This is a genomic window from Paraburkholderia sejongensis (genome assembly GCF_020880815.1).
Classification (GTDB): Bacteria; Pseudomonadota; Gammaproteobacteria; order Burkholderiales; family Burkholderiaceae; genus Paraburkholderia; species Paraburkholderia sejongensis.
In genome coordinates, this window is record NZ_JAJITD010000001.1 from 777,461 (window position 1) to 792,207 (window position 14,747).

The 14,747-nt window shown below is 67.5% G+C and carries 16 protein-coding genes; 6 read left to right on the plus strand and 10 right to left on the minus strand.

Annotation, left to right across the window (positions count from 1 at the left end):
* Nucleotides 1-333: 333 nt before the first annotated feature.
* Together cydX and LJ656_RS03270 are read left to right on the plus strand one after the other, a co-directional pair.
* Nucleotides 334-483: a cytochrome bd-I oxidase subunit CydX gene (gene cydX, locus LJ656_RS03265; protein ID WP_230507825.1), complete on the plus strand. Its 150-nt coding sequence runs from the start codon at nt 334-336 to the stop codon at nt 481-483.
* On the plus strand, nt 480-1,058 hold the full coding sequence (locus LJ656_RS03270) for a P-loop nucleotide/nucleoside kinase family protein (RefSeq protein WP_230507826.1): 579 nt from the start codon (nt 480-482) through the stop codon (nt 1,056-1,058). The genes cydX and LJ656_RS03270 overlap by 4 nt, the downstream gene beginning before the upstream one ends.
* Before the next feature lie 100 nt (nt 1,059-1,158).
* On the opposite strand, the gene LJ656_RS03275 is transcribed toward LJ656_RS03270, so the two are convergent.
* On the minus strand, nt 1,159-2,256 hold the full coding sequence (locus tag LJ656_RS03275) for a saccharopine dehydrogenase family protein (protein WP_230507827.1): 1,098 nt from the start codon (nt 2,254-2,256) through the stop codon (nt 1,159-1,161).
* A gap of 263 nt (nt 2,257-2,519) precedes the next feature.
* On the minus strand, nt 2,520-2,978 hold the full coding sequence (locus tag LJ656_RS03280; RefSeq protein ID WP_008922942.1) for an Lrp/AsnC family transcriptional regulator: 459 nt from the start codon (nt 2,976-2,978) through the stop codon (nt 2,520-2,522).
* A gap of 266 nt (nt 2,979-3,244) precedes the next feature.
* Between LJ656_RS03280 and LJ656_RS03285 the strand changes: the two genes are divergently transcribed.
* On the plus strand, nt 3,245-3,763 hold the full coding sequence (locus LJ656_RS03285) for a Spy/CpxP family protein refolding chaperone (protein ID WP_230507828.1): 519 nt from the start codon (nt 3,245-3,247) through the stop codon (nt 3,761-3,763).
* A gap of 257 nt (nt 3,764-4,020) precedes the next feature.
* A complete protein-coding gene (locus LJ656_RS03290; protein WP_230507829.1) occupies nt 4,021-4,458 on the plus strand; it encodes a PGDYG domain-containing protein in 438 nt (145 codons plus the stop codon).
* Nucleotides 4,459-4,469: 11 nt separating this feature from the next.
* Here LJ656_RS03290 and LJ656_RS03295 read toward each other — a convergent pair whose 3' ends face one another.
* The 8 genes from LJ656_RS03295 to LJ656_RS03330 form a co-directional block, all read right to left on the minus strand.
* Nucleotides 4,470-4,835 (minus strand): DUF3022 domain-containing protein, encoded by a 366-nt coding sequence (locus LJ656_RS03295; RefSeq protein ID WP_230507830.1) that lies wholly within the window; start codon nt 4,833-4,835, stop codon nt 4,470-4,472.
* A 178-nt stretch (nt 4,836-5,013) separates the two neighbouring features.
* Nucleotides 5,014-5,937 carry a YhfC family intramembrane metalloprotease gene (locus LJ656_RS03300; RefSeq protein WP_230507831.1) on the minus strand — a complete coding sequence of 308 codons (924 nt, stop codon included), beginning with the start codon at nt 5,935-5,937 and terminating at the stop codon, nt 5,014-5,016.
* Nucleotides 5,938-6,057: 120 nt separating this feature from the next.
* Complete coding sequence (locus LJ656_RS03305; RefSeq protein WP_230507832.1) at nt 6,058-7,230, minus strand: LacI family DNA-binding transcriptional regulator; 1,173 nt, start codon at nt 7,228-7,230, stop codon at nt 6,058-6,060.
* A 16-nt stretch (nt 7,231-7,246) separates the two neighbouring features.
* Nucleotides 7,247-8,212 (minus strand): 2-hydroxyacid dehydrogenase, encoded by a 966-nt coding sequence (locus tag LJ656_RS03310; RefSeq protein WP_230507833.1) that lies wholly within the window; start codon nt 8,210-8,212, stop codon nt 7,247-7,249.
* 4 nt (nt 8,213-8,216) lie between these two features.
* Nucleotides 8,217-9,512, minus strand: a complete 1,296-nt coding sequence (locus LJ656_RS03315; protein ID WP_230507834.1) for an MFS transporter — start codon at nt 9,510-9,512, stop codon at nt 8,217-8,219.
* 104 nt (nt 9,513-9,616) lie between these two features.
* Nucleotides 9,617-10,600: a sugar kinase gene (locus LJ656_RS03320; RefSeq protein ID WP_230507835.1), complete on the minus strand. Its 984-nt coding sequence runs from the start codon at nt 10,598-10,600 to the stop codon at nt 9,617-9,619.
* 113 nt (nt 10,601-10,713) lie between these two features.
* Nucleotides 10,714-11,499 (minus strand): TIM barrel protein, encoded by a 786-nt coding sequence (locus LJ656_RS03325; protein WP_230507836.1) that lies wholly within the window; start codon nt 11,497-11,499, stop codon nt 10,714-10,716.
* Between the two features lie 178 nt (nt 11,500-11,677).
* Nucleotides 11,678-12,577 carry a LysR family transcriptional regulator gene (locus tag LJ656_RS03330; RefSeq protein ID WP_230507837.1) on the minus strand — a complete coding sequence of 300 codons (900 nt, stop codon included), beginning with the start codon at nt 12,575-12,577 and terminating at the stop codon, nt 11,678-11,680.
* A 117-nt stretch (nt 12,578-12,694) separates the two neighbouring features.
* Between LJ656_RS03330 and LJ656_RS03335 the strand changes: the two genes are divergently transcribed.
* Both LJ656_RS03335 and LJ656_RS03340 read left to right on the plus strand, forming a co-directional pair.
* The gene (locus LJ656_RS03335) at nt 12,695-13,810 is read left to right on the plus strand and encodes a YeiH family protein (RefSeq protein ID WP_230507838.1); all 1,116 of its coding nucleotides are present in this window, start codon (nt 12,695-12,697) and stop codon (nt 13,808-13,810) included.
* Nucleotides 13,811-13,991: 181 nt separating this feature from the next.
* Nucleotides 13,992-14,729 carry a glutathione S-transferase gene (locus tag LJ656_RS03340; RefSeq protein ID WP_230507839.1) on the plus strand — a complete coding sequence of 246 codons (738 nt, stop codon included), beginning with the start codon at nt 13,992-13,994 and terminating at the stop codon, nt 14,727-14,729.
* Nucleotides 14,730-14,747: the final 18 nt, after the last annotated feature.

Here is a 14,747-nt window from a genome sequence, read left to right on the forward strand (position 1 = left end):
GATTGTGGCGTGGCCCGCGTCCGGGCCCCGGCACCCGGCGCCCGAGGCCCAATGCGCTGCGCGACGGCGGCCGCACGCGGGTTCGCATGACTGTTGTACGTTGTTGTGCATGATAGCAACGCCCAAGCGTTGCGCCAGCCCGGGCCCGTAGGCTGCCGCCGCGGGCCGCCGCCCTCTTGCGCGTGACCGGGTTCTTGTTCATGATCGCTGCACGGGTGGCGCGCCGGGCATTGCGGCGGCAGCCCCCGTAATCCGTCGGCACCTGCGCCGATCCGCGTAACCGGCCCCTGACCTCTGCCCGCCGACCTCGGGCGCACGCTCAAGGAGACTGCGATGTGGTATTTCACCTGGATTCTCGGCGTCGGCGTGGCGCTCGGCTTCGGCATCATCAACGTGATGTGGCTCGAGACCAACGGTAAGTTCGCGCGCGATCCGGTGTTGCCCGACGCCGCCGCGGCCCCGCCCGAGGACCGCCCTTCGTGACCTTGCTGGCGTTCTTTTGCGGTCATGCGGGCACCGGCAAGACCACCGTCGCGAAACGGCTGATCGGCCCTTTGATGCGGGCGCGCGGCACCCCGCTGTGCCTGCTCGACAAGGACACGCTGTACGGCGGCTATAGCGCCGCCGCGATCGCGATGCTCAGCGGCGATCCCAACGACCGCGACAGCCCGCTCTTTCTCCAGCATCTGCGCGACCCCGAGTATCGTGGGCTGATCGATACCGCGCGCGAGAATCTCGAACTCGGTATCGGCGCGCTCGTCGTCGGGCCGCTATCGCGCGAGGTGCGCGAGCGGCGCCTGTTCGACCGCGCGTGGCTCGGCGTCGGCGCCGACGTGAAGCTGCGCGTCGTGTGGGTGCATACGTCGGACGAGACCGCGCGGCAACGGATCGTCGCGCGCGCCAATCCGGCCGATGCGTACAAGCTCGCGCATTGGGACGAGTACCGGCAACGGCGTTTCGTGCCGAGCGGCGCGGCCCGCGACGATCTGCTGATGTTCGACAACACCGCGCCCGAAGCGGCCGATTACGATGCGCTGCTCGCGCGGCTCGCGGCCTAGCGGCTTAGCGGGTGGCGAGCGCTCCAGCGCGTCAGTGCGATGCAAAAAGCCCCGCCAAAGCGGGGCTTTTCTTTTGCTGCGGCCTACGACTTCACGTAGTTCAAACCGTCGCCATCGCCTCCAGCGACTGCCCTTCGTAGAGCTTGCCGAAACGGTTCGCAAGAAAGTCGGCCAGCGACACCTGCTCCTGCCGCACGAAACCCCGTTGCGGCAGCTTGCGCTCGCGGAACAGATCGAGCACCGCGCACATCGCGCCGGCCGTGGTGATCTGGATCGCGCTCATCGGCACGCCGCAGACGGTCTTCGCGAAGATCTTGCGGGTGAACACTTCCTGCACCAGTTGACCGTCGCGCATCCCGCTGACCGTGATAAACACCAGCACGACGTCCTGCGCGGTCGACGGCACCGAGCGGCGCATGATCGTCTTCAGCGTGTCGCGGTCGCTCGCGAGCCGCAGGTCTTCGAGCAGGAACTGCATCAGGTTGCGATGGCCCGGATAGCGCACCGACTTGTAGTCGAGCGATTCGACCCGGCCCGCGAGCGTTTCGCACAGCGTGCCGAGACCGCCGGAGGTGTTGAATGCTTCGTACTCCGTGCCGTCGAGCGAGAAATGCTCGAGCCCTTCGAGCGGCTGCACCCACTGCGTGCGGCTGTCGCGAATCGCCTCGCACGGCTGGCAGTATTCGTTGATCAGACCGTCGACGCTCCACGTCAGGTTGTACTTCAACGCGTTGGTCGGAAACTCGGGCAGCGCGCCGACCCGCATCTTCACGTCGCGGATTTCGCTGAAGCGGTTCGCCAGTTCGTGCGCGGCGATGCCGATGAAGCCCGGCGCGAGACCGCATTGCGGCATGAACGCGTGCTCGGCGTCCGCGGCGATCGCGCGAATCGCGTGAGTCGCGCGCACGTCCTCGGTCAGATCGAAGTAATGCACGCCCGCGCCCTTCGCCGCCGCCGCGACATTCACCGCGAGGTAGTACGGCAGCGCGTTAATCAGCACGTCGAAGCCTTCGATCGCGGTACGCAGCGCGGCGGCATCGGCAGAATCGACGCGGCGCGTCGGGATGCCCTGGGCGGCGAGCTTGTCGAGTGCGTGCTGATCGCGGTCGAACGCGACGACTTCGTAGTCGCCGGTTTCGCGCAGCATGTGAGCGATGGTGTGACCGATCAGACCTGCGCCAACGATAGCTACTTTCATCTGCTTTCTCCTTGTTATCCGTGTGCTGTCTCCGGGCCTCGAAGCCGCGCCGCGCGTCGCGCACGCTGCCTGCGGGCTCAACCCATGGATGACAGTGTAGAAACAAGCAAAAACAGTTCATACGCGCAAAATGCTGCGCTATGACCAGCAGGTTCGACGTTATGACGAGCGGCTCAGTCGATTCGTCGAAAAAGCGTAAAAAAGCCGTTAACGGGAGGCCGTTAATGCGAGGCCATTAACGCGAGGCCGCGAACGCTTGTGCGTCAGACGGTGCCGCGATCGATCTTGCGCGCCAGAATGATCGACGTGGTGGTCCGCTCGACGCCTTCGAGACCGCCGATCTGATCGAGCAGATCGTTCAGCCGTTCCGGCGAATCGGCGCGCAGCCACGCGACGTAGTCGAACTCGCCGCTCACCGCGCACAGCAGTTGCACCTCGGGCATTTTGCCCAGCCGCTTCTGCACCGCCGGCCCATGCTTGGGCGCGATGATGATGCCGACATACGCGACGATGCTCGAATCGAGCACGTCCTGGCCGAGCCGCACGCTATAGCCGGCGATCACGTTGCTGCGTTCGAGCCGCGCGATTCGCGCGATCACGGTGGTGCGCGCGACGCCGAGCTGGCGCGCGAGATTTGCGACGCTTTCGCGCGCATTGGCTTGCAGCAACGCAACGAGGTTGCGGTCGAGGTCGTCGAGCTGGTCGAGGCGCGGAGGTCTCATCGAAGCAGGTGTGGGGTTGGCCGTGGATGTCGCGGATTATCGCGCGTCCCGGGCCGCAGCCCCGTTAAAAAGTCCGCGAGCCGTTTCCCGTTCGTTTCGGTTGTAAGCGTTTGTCGCACACCAACCGGATTGAACGGATATCGTGTTACTAATAGCGGCCACGGGCGAAGGCGGCGGACGCGCCGTACGCCGCTATTTGCCCCCGGCGCGCACATCACCTGTTACCGCGCGCCGTGTCTCAATACGAACAGACATCAGGAGTTTCGATGAAAAAAGCACTGGTTATGCTGGCTACGGCCGTTTCGATGGGCGGCGCATTCGCCCAAACCGCCGCGCCGGCTTCGGCCCCGGAGAACACTGCGTCGGCCCCCGCGGCCAAGGCCGGCCATGAGCGCAACGTCGAAGACCGCATCGCCTATCTGCATGCGCAGCTGAAGATCACCCCCGCGCAGGAAACGCAATGGAAAGCGTTCGCCGACGTGATGCGCAGCAACGGCGAAACGATGGGTCAGCTGTTCCATCAGCGCAAGGCCGCGACCAACGTCAGCGCGCTCGACGATATGAAACAGTACGCAACGATTGCGCAAGCACATGCGGACGGCATGAAGAAGCTGGTCGACGCGTTCGATCCGCTGTATGCGAGCCTGTCGCCGGAGCAGAAGAAGCTCGCCGACGCGACCTTCCATCACGGCGGCCCGGAGGGCGGGCGTCATCGCGAACATCACGGCAAGGGTAAGGCCGACAAGCCGGCCGCCGAAGCGGCCAGCGACGCAGCCGCGAAGTAATCCAGACGCTGAACGCCCTGCACGCCCGCCGCGCGGCAACGCCTGCCGCGCGGCGGGCGTTTTTGCGTCCGGTCTCCGGAAACAGCCCGGCTGCTTCAGCCATCTGGCATGATTCGGGATCGCGCAGCGCGGGCGGCCTGGCTAGCCCGGCGCTCGCCGCAGTCGTCTTTCCATCCGCGGCCGCAGTGACAGCAACAACCGCGGCGGCAGCCGCAGCGCGGCGGCGCGCATTCCACCCGAACTTTGCACACTGCTTCATGACCGAACTCAGGAATCTCGATCTGCGTGACGATCCGCACGCCCAACGCGTCGTCAAGGACGAAACGGTGAGCGTCGAATTCGCCGCCGCCGAAGGTCAATTGATGAGCCTCGAAGGCCCGAACCGCTACCTTCGCGGCGACGCGTTGATCACCGGCTCGACCGGCGACCGCTGGGTCGTGTCGCGCGAGCGCTTCGATGCCAAATATCTGCCCGCCGATGCGGCGCTCGCGCATGGCGAGCCCGGCGCCTATCGCAATCGGCCGGCGGTCGTGCTCGCGCGGCGGATGGACGAAAGCTTCTCGCTCGCGCGCTCGGCGAGTGGCGGCGACGTGCTGCATGGGGCGGCCGGCGACTGGGTCATGCAGTACGCGCCGGGCGATTACGGCGTCGTGCAGGCCGCGCGCTTTGCGAAGGTGTATCGGCTGGCCGATTGACGCGCTGATTTTCAGGCGAATTCGTCGCCGAGATCGACGGTGACTTCGCGCGGCACCGCCTCGCCGTTCGCGTACATCTCTTCGAGCGAGCCGAGACTCGCTTCGACATACGCGCGCAGTACCGCGAAGCTGCGGCCGCGCAAGCGGGCCGGCATGGCCCGATAACGCGCAAGCGCCGCCGGCGTGATCGCAACCGTCATCGCGATGCGCCGCGCGGTCGAACCGAAGCGCATCGCGACCCAATGGATCGTCAACGTGGGCGCGCCATCGTCGGCCGCGCGTTCGATGAATTGCGTCTGCTCGGGAAACAGATCGCTGATGACGCGCGCGAGCTCCTCGAACTCGGGATGCGCGCAGTCGTATTGGTAAGCTTCCATGAAGGCTGCCGGGAAAGAGGGTGCGAAGTGGTTCTGCCGGGCGTCGCGCCGGTGGTTGCGTGAGCGCTTCTGAACGGTACGCGCATTTTAGAGAAAGGCTCGCGCGATAGCGAGGCGCGGCGCGGCGCGGCGACGGCGGTGGTGTCCGGCGCCGCTCACACCCGGCCGTTACCTACTGTCACGCCGCAGCCGCGACCGGCCGCCGATACACCCGGATCAACCAGAGCGCGACGAACACCGCCGCGACCGCATAGATCGTATCGACCGCGGCAAGCGGCAGCAGGCGCGCCTGCGACAGCGCGGCGGGCACGTCGATCAGCGCGTGCAGCACGATCGCGAGCGGCAAAATTGCGCGCCGGCCGGCCCGTACGCCGCGCCACATCAGCACCGACAGGCCGATCTGGAACACCAGCGCGGCCACGCGTTCGAGCACGAAGATGCCGGCCAGCTGAGGGCTCAGGCTCGCGAGAATCAGATGGACCCGCATCACCGATTCGGCCGGCAGATTGCCGAGAAAGCCGTCGAGACGGCCGCGATTTTCCAGCACCGCGAACACCAGCCACTGAATCTGCACGAGCACGCCGACCATCCACGCTTCCGCGCCGCCGTGGCCGAGGCCGTAGCTGAGCGCGGCGCCGTCGTCGGCGCGCGCGGCGGCGCTGCGCTCGGCGCGGCTCGTCGCGGCGCGGGCGCGGGCGCGAGCGCGGGCGGCGTTCCCACCGGCAGCCACACCGGTGGTCGCATCGGCAGACGTTCGAACTGCCGCGCCCGTCTGCGCGCGCGCGGCACGGTCGAGCAGCCAGCGCATCCCGATGAACCGCCCGACTTCCTCACACACGCCCGCGATCAGCGCGCCATACACGACGAACGCGACCGGCTGCGACAGAAACGCCGCCGTCGTCACGTTGCCGCGCAGCAGATAGTCGTTCAGCGCGCGCTCGATCACCATCGCGAACAATGCGAACACCGCGACGCCGGCGATCGCGTCGCGCGGCCTGAGCGCGAGCGGCAGGCGCAACTGCCGGTAAAGCAGAAACGGTAACGCGGCGATGACGAGCGTAGCGAGCGCGAGGCTCGCGAGGGTAAGCGGTGCGACGACCATGAATGTCCTTGCGGGATTGCGAGCGATGACCGGCGCGCAACCGCTGCGCGCCGCAGCCCCGCATGATCGCAGATTGCTCGTGAATCAGCGCGCGAGTCAGCGTGCGAGTTAGCGTACGAATCAGCGCACGGTCGACGCACGCACGATCAGTTCGCCCGCCAGCAGGCAGTCGCGCGCGCCGGTCTGCGCGCCTTCGATGCGCTCGTGCAGAAATTCGACCGCGCGATAGCCGATCTCATAGGTCGGCTGGCGGATCGTCGTGATGCCGGCGAGTTCGGCCCAGTCGGGATCGTCGATCGACAGCAGCGCGGCGCGCTCCTGCCAGCGCGCGCCGTAGCGCGCTTTCAGATGCAGCGCGACACGCAGCGCGACCGGCGCGTTGGCCGCGAACAGCGCGACGCGCGGCGCGTTCCCGCCGCGGCCGCTATCACGGCCGTTGTCGCTGCCGGGGACATTGTCGCCGTCGCCACCACCGCCATCGCTGCCGCCAACGCCATCGCCCTCGCCGCCCGCCGCGTCGATCGCCCGGTCCAACCCGGCCAGCGCACGCTCGACCGCCACGTCGTCCGCGAGATCGAGCACCAGCGTCCGGGCGCGCACGCCGCCGGCGTCGCGCATCGCTCGCTCGAACGCCTGCACCCGCAACTGTCGCGAGCTGACCTGTTCGAACGGCTGCACGACGAACCAGATCTGCTCAAAACCCTGGTCGAGCAGATGCCGCGCGCCGAGTTCGGCGGCGCCGTCATTGTCGAGGCCGACCATATCGGCGACCAGCCCCTCCACTCGCCGGTCGACCAGCACCGCCGGAATTCCGCCGTCGCCGACCGGCCGCAAGGTTTCCTCGCGCACGCCCAGAGCGTTGACGATCACCCCTTCCACCCGGTACGTGGTCAGCAGTTGCAGGTAGCGCCGCTCCATCTCGACCTCGTTGGCCGCGTGGCAGATCAGCGGCATCAGGCCGAGCGCGTGACACGCGGCCTCGACGCCTTGCAGCACTTCGACGGAGTACGGATTGGTCAGGTCGGCGACCAGCATGCCGATCAGCCGGTTGCGGCCGCGCTTCAGGCCGCGCGCCATCTGGTTCGGCTGATAGTCGAGCCGCGCGATCGCCGCTTCGATACGCGCGCGCAACTCCGGCGACAGCGCGCCGATCTCGCCGTTCAGATAGCGCGAGATGCTGGTCTTGCCGGTGCCGGCTTCGCGCGCGACGTCGGTGATCGTCGCGCGGCGCGGCGTCGCGGCTGGCGCGCCGGCGGGCGTGGATGGCGGGGTGGAAGGCGGCGTGGTGCTCATCGGCTGATCGCCCGCATCACTTCGCGAGCACCTCGCGATTGACGATATTTGTCGACAACGTGCCGGCGAGCGCGGCGACGAGGTTCTCCGCCGCATTGACCGCCATCGCGTGACGCGTCTCGTGGGTCGCCGAACCGATATGCGGCAGCGCGACCACGTTCGGCAGGCTCAGCAGCGGCGAGTCGGCCGGCAACGGCTCGGTGTCGAACACGTCGAGCCCCGCGCCGTGAATCGTGCCGTCGCGCAGCGCGTCGATCAGCGCGGCTTCATCGACGGTCGCGCCGCGCGACGCGTTGATCAGGATCGCGCTTTTCTTCATCGCGCGCAGTTCGGCCGCGCCGATCAGATGACGCGTCTGCGCCGTCAGCGGCACCTGCAGACAGACGAAATCGGCGCTCGCGAGCAGCTCGGCCAGCTCGACCCGGCGCGCGCCATACGCCTGCTCCGCGTGCGGATTCGGCTGCCGGTTCGTGTACAGCACCTTCATATTGAAGCCGAGCGCCGCGCGCCGCGCGACCGCGCCGCCGATCCGTCCGAGCCCGACGATCCCGAGCGTCTTGCCCTGCACGTCGAGCCCGAATTGCGCGGGCCCGATGCTCGCGCGCCACTGCCCCGCCTTCACCCACTCGGCCAGTTCGACGACCCGTCGCGCGGACGCGAGGATCAGCGAGAACACCGTATCGGCGGTCGATTCGGTCAGCACGTCCGGCGTGTGCGCGAGCACGATGCCGCGCCGCGTCAGGTCGTCGACGTCGAACTGGTCGTAGCCGACCGAGATCGTCGACAGCGCCTTCAGCCGGCTCGCGCCTTCGAGCATCGCCGGCGTGATCTGCACGCTCGCGCCGATGCCGCCGTCGGCATCGCGCAGCGCGGCGGCCAACGCGCCGGGCTGCGCGGGATCGACCTGCACGAGCTGCGCATGCTGTCGTAGATACGCGAGCACATCTTCGGGCAGCGACTTCCAGGCGACGATCTTGTTCATCAGCTTATTTTCCTTGCGACGGGGTGGCGAGAGTGGCCGAGCCTTTCAACGGGTTGCCGGCGGCGGCCGGCTTGACCGCGAGCGTGAGAATCACCGCGGCGACCAGCGCCACGCTCATGAATGCATACGATGCCGCCGGCGAGCCGGTCGCGCCGTTCAGATAGCCAACCACGTACGAGCCGACGAACGAACCGAGCGCGCCCATGCTGTTGATCAGCGCCATCGCGCCGCCGGCCACGTTTCTCGGCAGCAGCTCCGGCACGATCGCGAAGAACGGTCCGTACGGCGCGTACATCGCGGCGCCGGCGATCACCAGCAGCGCATACGAAATCCAGAAGTGCGACGAGCCGAGCGCATACGACGCCGCGAACGCGATTGCGCCGACCAGCAGGAACGGCCACACGAACACCTTGCGGCGGTTGAGTTTATCGGATGCCCACGAAGCTGCAAGCATCGCGATCGTCGCCGCCAGATACGGCAGCGCGGACAGCCAGCCGGTGTCGACCATGCTGAGCGTCGAGCCGTTCTTCAGGATCGACGGCAGCCACAGCACGAAACCGTACACGCCGATGCTCCAGCAGAAATACTGCGCGCACAGCTTGATCACGGCCGGCGTGCGGAACGCGTCGCCGTAGTTGCGCACCGGCTTGATCGCGGCCTGCTCGGCGCGCAGCGTCTGCGCGAGCGCGTCCTTTTCCTCGCGGCTGAGCCAGCTCACCTGCTCGGGCTTGTCCCTGACGAGGAACCACCAGCAGATCGCCCAGATGATCGCCGGCACGCCCTCGGCGATGAACATCTGGCGCCAGCCGAACGAATGCACCAGATAGCCGGACACCACCGACATCCACAGCACCGTGACCGGATTGCCGAGAATCAGAAAGGTGTTCGCGCGCGAGCGCTCGCTTTTGGTGAACCAGTTGCTGATGAAGATCAGCATCGCCGGCATCACCGCGGCTTCGACCACGCCGAGCACGAAGCGGATCGCCATCAGCGACGGGATATTGCTGACCATCCCGGTGAGCGCCGCGCAGCCGCCCCACAGGATCAGGCTCCAGAACACCAGCTTCTTCACGCTGCGGCGTTCCGCGTAGATCGCGCCCGGAATCTGGAAGAAGAAATAGCCGAGGAAGAACAGCGCGCCGATCAGCGACGACAGTCCTTTGCTGATGCCCAGATCCTGGTTGATCCCGGCTGCCGCCGCAAAGCCGTAGTTCGCGCGATCGAGATACGCGAGGCTGTAGGTGATGAACACGATCGGCATGATCGTCCACCAACGGCGAATCGCAAGCGATGAGGTCATGAGGTTGTCTCCTTGGACGTTCGTCCCGAAACGAAGATGGAAAAAAGTCGGCGCCGCGGGGCGCTCTTGTTTTGGTAAAGGTTTGTTGTGTGTCAGGTCACGTGCTAGGCGGCGTTCGCGATGCGTGACAACTCGGCGCGCTCCAGCGCATCGAGCTCGGCGCGGCTCGGCAACCCTTCCGAATCGCCGATCACCTGGATCGCCAGCGCGCCGATCCGGTTGCCGCGCGCGACCGCCTGCGCGAACGGGCGGCCTTCGAGCAGCGCGCTGATCACGCCGACCGCGAAGCCGTCGCCCGCGCCGACCGTGTCGACCACGTTGGCGACCGGCTCGCTGGCGATCGTCGCCGCCTCGTGCGCGGTGCGGTAGTACGCGCCGGCCGCGCCGAGCTTGACGATCACGCCGCGCGCGCCGCGCTCCAGATAAAACTTCGCGATGTCCTCCGGCTGTGTATAGCCGGTCAGAATCTCGCCCTCGCCGATGCCGGGCAGCACCCAGTCGGCGAGCGCGGCCAGCGCATTCAGCCCTTCGACCATCGCTTCGCGCGACGGCCACAGCGTCGGGCGCAGGTTCGGGTCGAACGAGATCGTCTTGCCTGCCGCACGCATTTCATGCGCCAGATGGAACGCCAGTTCGCGCGAACTCGCCGAGATCGCCGGCGCGACGCCGGTCAGATGCAGGTGCCGCGCGCCGAGCACGTAGGGGGCGACGTAATCGTCGAGCGACAGGTGGCTCGCGGCCGAGCCCTTGCGGAAATATTCGACCGCCGGGTCGCTGCCGTCGTCCGCTTTCGACTTCAGCTGGAAGCCGGTCGGATAACGCGCGTCGGTGCTCACGCAGCGCTGGTCGATGCCCTCGCGCGTGAGCGTGTCGCGCACGAACTGGCCGAACGAATCGGCGCCGACGCGGCTCATCCAGCCGACCTTGAAGCCAAGCCGTGCGAGGCCGATCGCGACATTCAGATCGGCACCGGCGACGCGCTTGGTGAACTGCCCGACGCCCGCGAGCGGACCGGTTTCGGCGGCGACGAACATCGCCATCGCTTCGCCGTAGGTGAGAACGTCCAAGGTGGGGTGCGGCTGGGTCATGCGGAACTCCTGGTGGTGCGTGGGGTGCGTTGTTGCCCGGTCGTGCGCTGGTCGGGTGCGGGTCGGCTGCCGGGCCGGGTGTTCCGGCCGAGGTCGCGAGGACGGGCCCCGCGCTAGATCCGCGCGAGCCAGTTCACCGCGCGCGCGGCATCGGCGTCGAGCCGGCTCGCGTCGAACGGAAATTCGATCCCACGCGGCACGTCGTTGGGCAGGCTGGCCAGCACCGCGCGAAACTGCGCATCGTCCTCGGCCGGCGCGACCGGGAAGCGTCGTGCGCCCTCGCCCGCCGCGCTCTTGCAATGGATGTATTCGACGTGCGGCGCCAGTTGCGGCGCGACCTCGAGCGCGGCGACCTCGAGCCATGCCCAGTTGCCGATGTCGAAAGTCATGCCGAGCAGGTGCGCGCGGCCTTCGCGGAGCAGCGCCGCGAACAGCGCGGCAAATTGCGCGGGCGAGCCGCCGTCGGCCAACTGGCCGTTTTCGACCACCAGCCGCGGCTTGCCGGCGTCCGTCCGTGCGGCCAGCAGCGCGGCAAGCGTCGCCGCGCCGGTGTCGCCCGCGAAGCCGCCCAGTTGCAGCTTGACGAAGCGCGCGCCGAGCGCGACGGCTTCGTCGAGCGCGAGCCCCAACGCGTCGGCATCCAGCCGGCCGTCCCGCGTGTACAGCTCGGCCGGCGTCGAAAACACCGACCACAGGCCGAGTTCGGTCAGCGCCGCGCCGAGCGCGCGCAGTTGCTGCGGAGCGATGTCCGCGTCACTCGCGAACAGCTCGCGGCGCACTTCGAAACCCACCGCGCCCGCTTGCCTGGCGGCCCGCGCCCACTTCAGATGACCGTCCGAGCGCACCGCGTCCATGCCGAACGCACTCGCCACGATCACGATGTCTTTTGCATCAACCATGTCTAACCCGCCTGATCCTGCCGCGAAACCATCGTTTGGAACCGGTTCCAAAGACGTTTCGAAAAAAAGCGCCGAGGCGCTTGCGATGCCCGAATAGTGCGCGGGAGCGTCGCCGCGCACCATAGAGGAAATCCCCAGGCGGGCCGGGCACGCTTCGGGCGGGCCCGAACGGGCCGTGCTACCGAAGCTGCGGCGCATCGTTCGCCAGACACATCGCCAGAAACTGCGCGACCACCCGCGACGGCGCGCTCGCATGCGGGACCAGGATCGACAGGCGCCGCGTCAGCGGCTGCGGACTGAGCGAGAGCAGCCGCAGCGCGCCGTGCTCGTGGCGCATCGACATCGCCGACACAAAGCCCACGCCCATCCCGGCCCGCACCGCCTCCTTCACCCCCTCGACACCGGCGATCTCCAGCGCGACCCGCATCGGCACGCCGGCGCGCGCGAACTCCCGTTCGACCGTCTGCCGCACCCCCGAGCCCTCCTCGCGCAGCACCAGCGGATACGCGCCGAACGCGGCCAGCTCGATCCGCCCGCTGTCGGCCTGCGCGAGCGGGTGCGCGCGCGGCAGGATCGCGACGATCTCGTCCTCGCGCCACGCGTGCACCGCGGTGCCGGGCGGCAACTCGTCGCCGGGCGGCCCTTCGACCAGCGCGATATCGACCGCGCCGAGCGCGCCGACGATCTCGGTCGTGTTGCCGTCGGCGGTATGCACGGTCACATCCGGGTAGCGGCGATGAAATTCGGCGATCAGATACGGCAGCAGGTAGCTCGCCGGCGTGGTGCTCGCGCCGATCCGCAGCGTGCCCTGTTCGAGGCCGCGCAGCGCGTCGCGGTACGCGTACGCCTGGCGGAAGGTGTCGCGCAGCCGCGTCGCGTAGCTCGCCAACTGCTCGCCGGCCGGCGTCAGCCGTACGCCGCGGCCGTCGCGCTGATACAGCGGCTCGCCGAACTCGTCCTGCAACTGGCGCAGCTGGCCCGACACCGCCGGCTGCGACAGATGCAGCGCGACCGCCGCGCGGCTGATGTTGCGATGCTCGGCCACCGCCGCGAAAGTTATCAGTTGATCCGGGGTCATCTCACTTAAATATCCGTTTCGCCGATACTTCACATTCTAAATCACGATTTTTCATATCGATATCTCTAATTTAGGATTAGCTCCGTTGCAGTCATCACTTAAGCCGGGCCACCGATCATGTCCACCTCCACCGTACCGCTCACCGCCGCCTCCCCCGCGCTATCGACGCGCGGCCAGCTCAACGGCGTGCTGTTCGTCGCGCTGTTCGCCGCCGCCGTCACGCGGATCGCCGCGATTCCGGCGGTCGCCGGTCTGGGCCTGAGCCCGCTGATCGTCGGCATCGTCGCCGGCGCGATCTACGGCAACGCGCTGCGCGACGGCATGCCGGCCAGCTGGGCGGCCGGCGTCAATTTCTCCGCGCGCAAGCTGCTGCGCATCGCGGTCGCATTCTTCGGGCTGCGCGTGAGCCTGCAGGAAATCGCCCAGGTCGGTTTGCCGGGCCTCGCGCAGTCGGTGTTGATCGTCGTCAGCACGCTGGTGATCGGCACCTGGGCCGGCATGAAGATCATGAAGCTCGATCGCGACACCGCGCTGCTGACCGCCGCCGGCAGCGCGATCTGCGGCGCCGCCGCGGTGCTCGCGTTCGAATCGACGCTGCAATCGAAACCGCACAAGAGCGCGATGGCGGTCGGCAGCGTGGTGCTGTTCGGCACGCTGTCGATGTTCCTGTACCCGATCCTGTTCAAGGCCGGCTGGCTGCATCTCGATACGGTCGGCGCGGGACTGTTCTTCGGCGGCACGATCCACGAGGTGGCGCAGGTAGTCGGCGCGGCGAGCAACGTAAGCCCGGAGACGACCCACATCGCGACGATCGTCAAGATGACCCGCGTGATGCTGCTGGTGCCGGTGCTGCTGGTGGTCGGCGTGTGGGTGAGCCGCGCGGCTCGAAACGTGAACGGTGCAAACGGTGCAAACGGTGCAAACGGTGCAAACGGCGCGAACGAGCAAGGCGCCGCGCCGCGCAAGCTGGCGATCCCCTGGTTCGCGCTCGGCTTTCTCGCCTGCGTCGTGATCAACTCACTGCACGTGCTGCCGGAAAACGCGACTTCGACATTGAACATGCTCGACACCTTCGCGCTGACGATGGCGATGACCGCGCTCGGCATCGAAACGCGCATCTCGCAGATTCGCGAAGCCGGCCCGCGAGCATTGACGACCGGCCTGATCCTGTATGTGTGGCTGTTCGCCGGCGGACTGGGAATCACATGGACCGTCCAGCACCTGTTCGGCTAAGCCGCCGCCCCCTCGATCGACACCCCGCCGCGCGCGGGGTTTTGTGCTTTCCGGCGCCCCATCGGGGCCGCGCGCACGGCATACTCGTTGCTGCCAATTTTGCTCCCGCAACCCGCCCGCGCGCCGCGGCGATCCTGCCGTTCCCGCGCCGCGCCCGGGCGAGCGCAATGAGGATCGATCGATGAGCCTGGAACTCTATTACTGGGATGGTCTGCAGGGCCGCGGCGAATTCGTGCGGCTCGCGTTGGAAGAAGCCGGCGTCGACTACGTGGAGGTCGCGCGCGGCAAGCCGTCGAAGGGCCTCGGCACCGACGCGATGCTGGACGTAATGCATAGCGCCAGCGAACCCTACCCGCCGTTCGCGCCGCCGTTTCTGAAAGACGGCGATCTGGTGATCGCGCAAACCGCCAACATCCTGTTCTATCTCGGTCCGCGGCTGAACCTCGCGCCGGCGATCGACAGCCTGCGCTACGTCGCCAACGGCCTGCAACTGACGATCGCCGACGTCGTCACCGAAGCGCACGACACCCATCATCCGCTCGCGAGCGGCCTCTACTACGAGGATCAGAAAGACGCCGCGAAGGTGCGCGCGCACGACTTCATCGATCATCGGATTCCGAAGTTCATGGGTTACTTCGAGCGCGTGCTGAAACAGAATCCGGCCGGCGACAGCTTCATGGTCGGCGACGCGTTGAGCTACGTGGATCTGTCGATGTTCCAGCTGATCGACGGTCTGCTGTACGCGTTTCCGCGCGCGCTCAAGCGCTTCGGCGAACACTATCCGCGGCTCGCCGCGCTGCACGACAGCGTGCTCGCGCGGCCGCGCATCGCCGCGTATCTGGACTCCGACAGACGCCTCGAACACAACGAGGCGTGCATCTTCCGGCACTACCCCGAACTCGACAAGGCGGCCACTTGAAAGCAAGCCGCCCGTGCG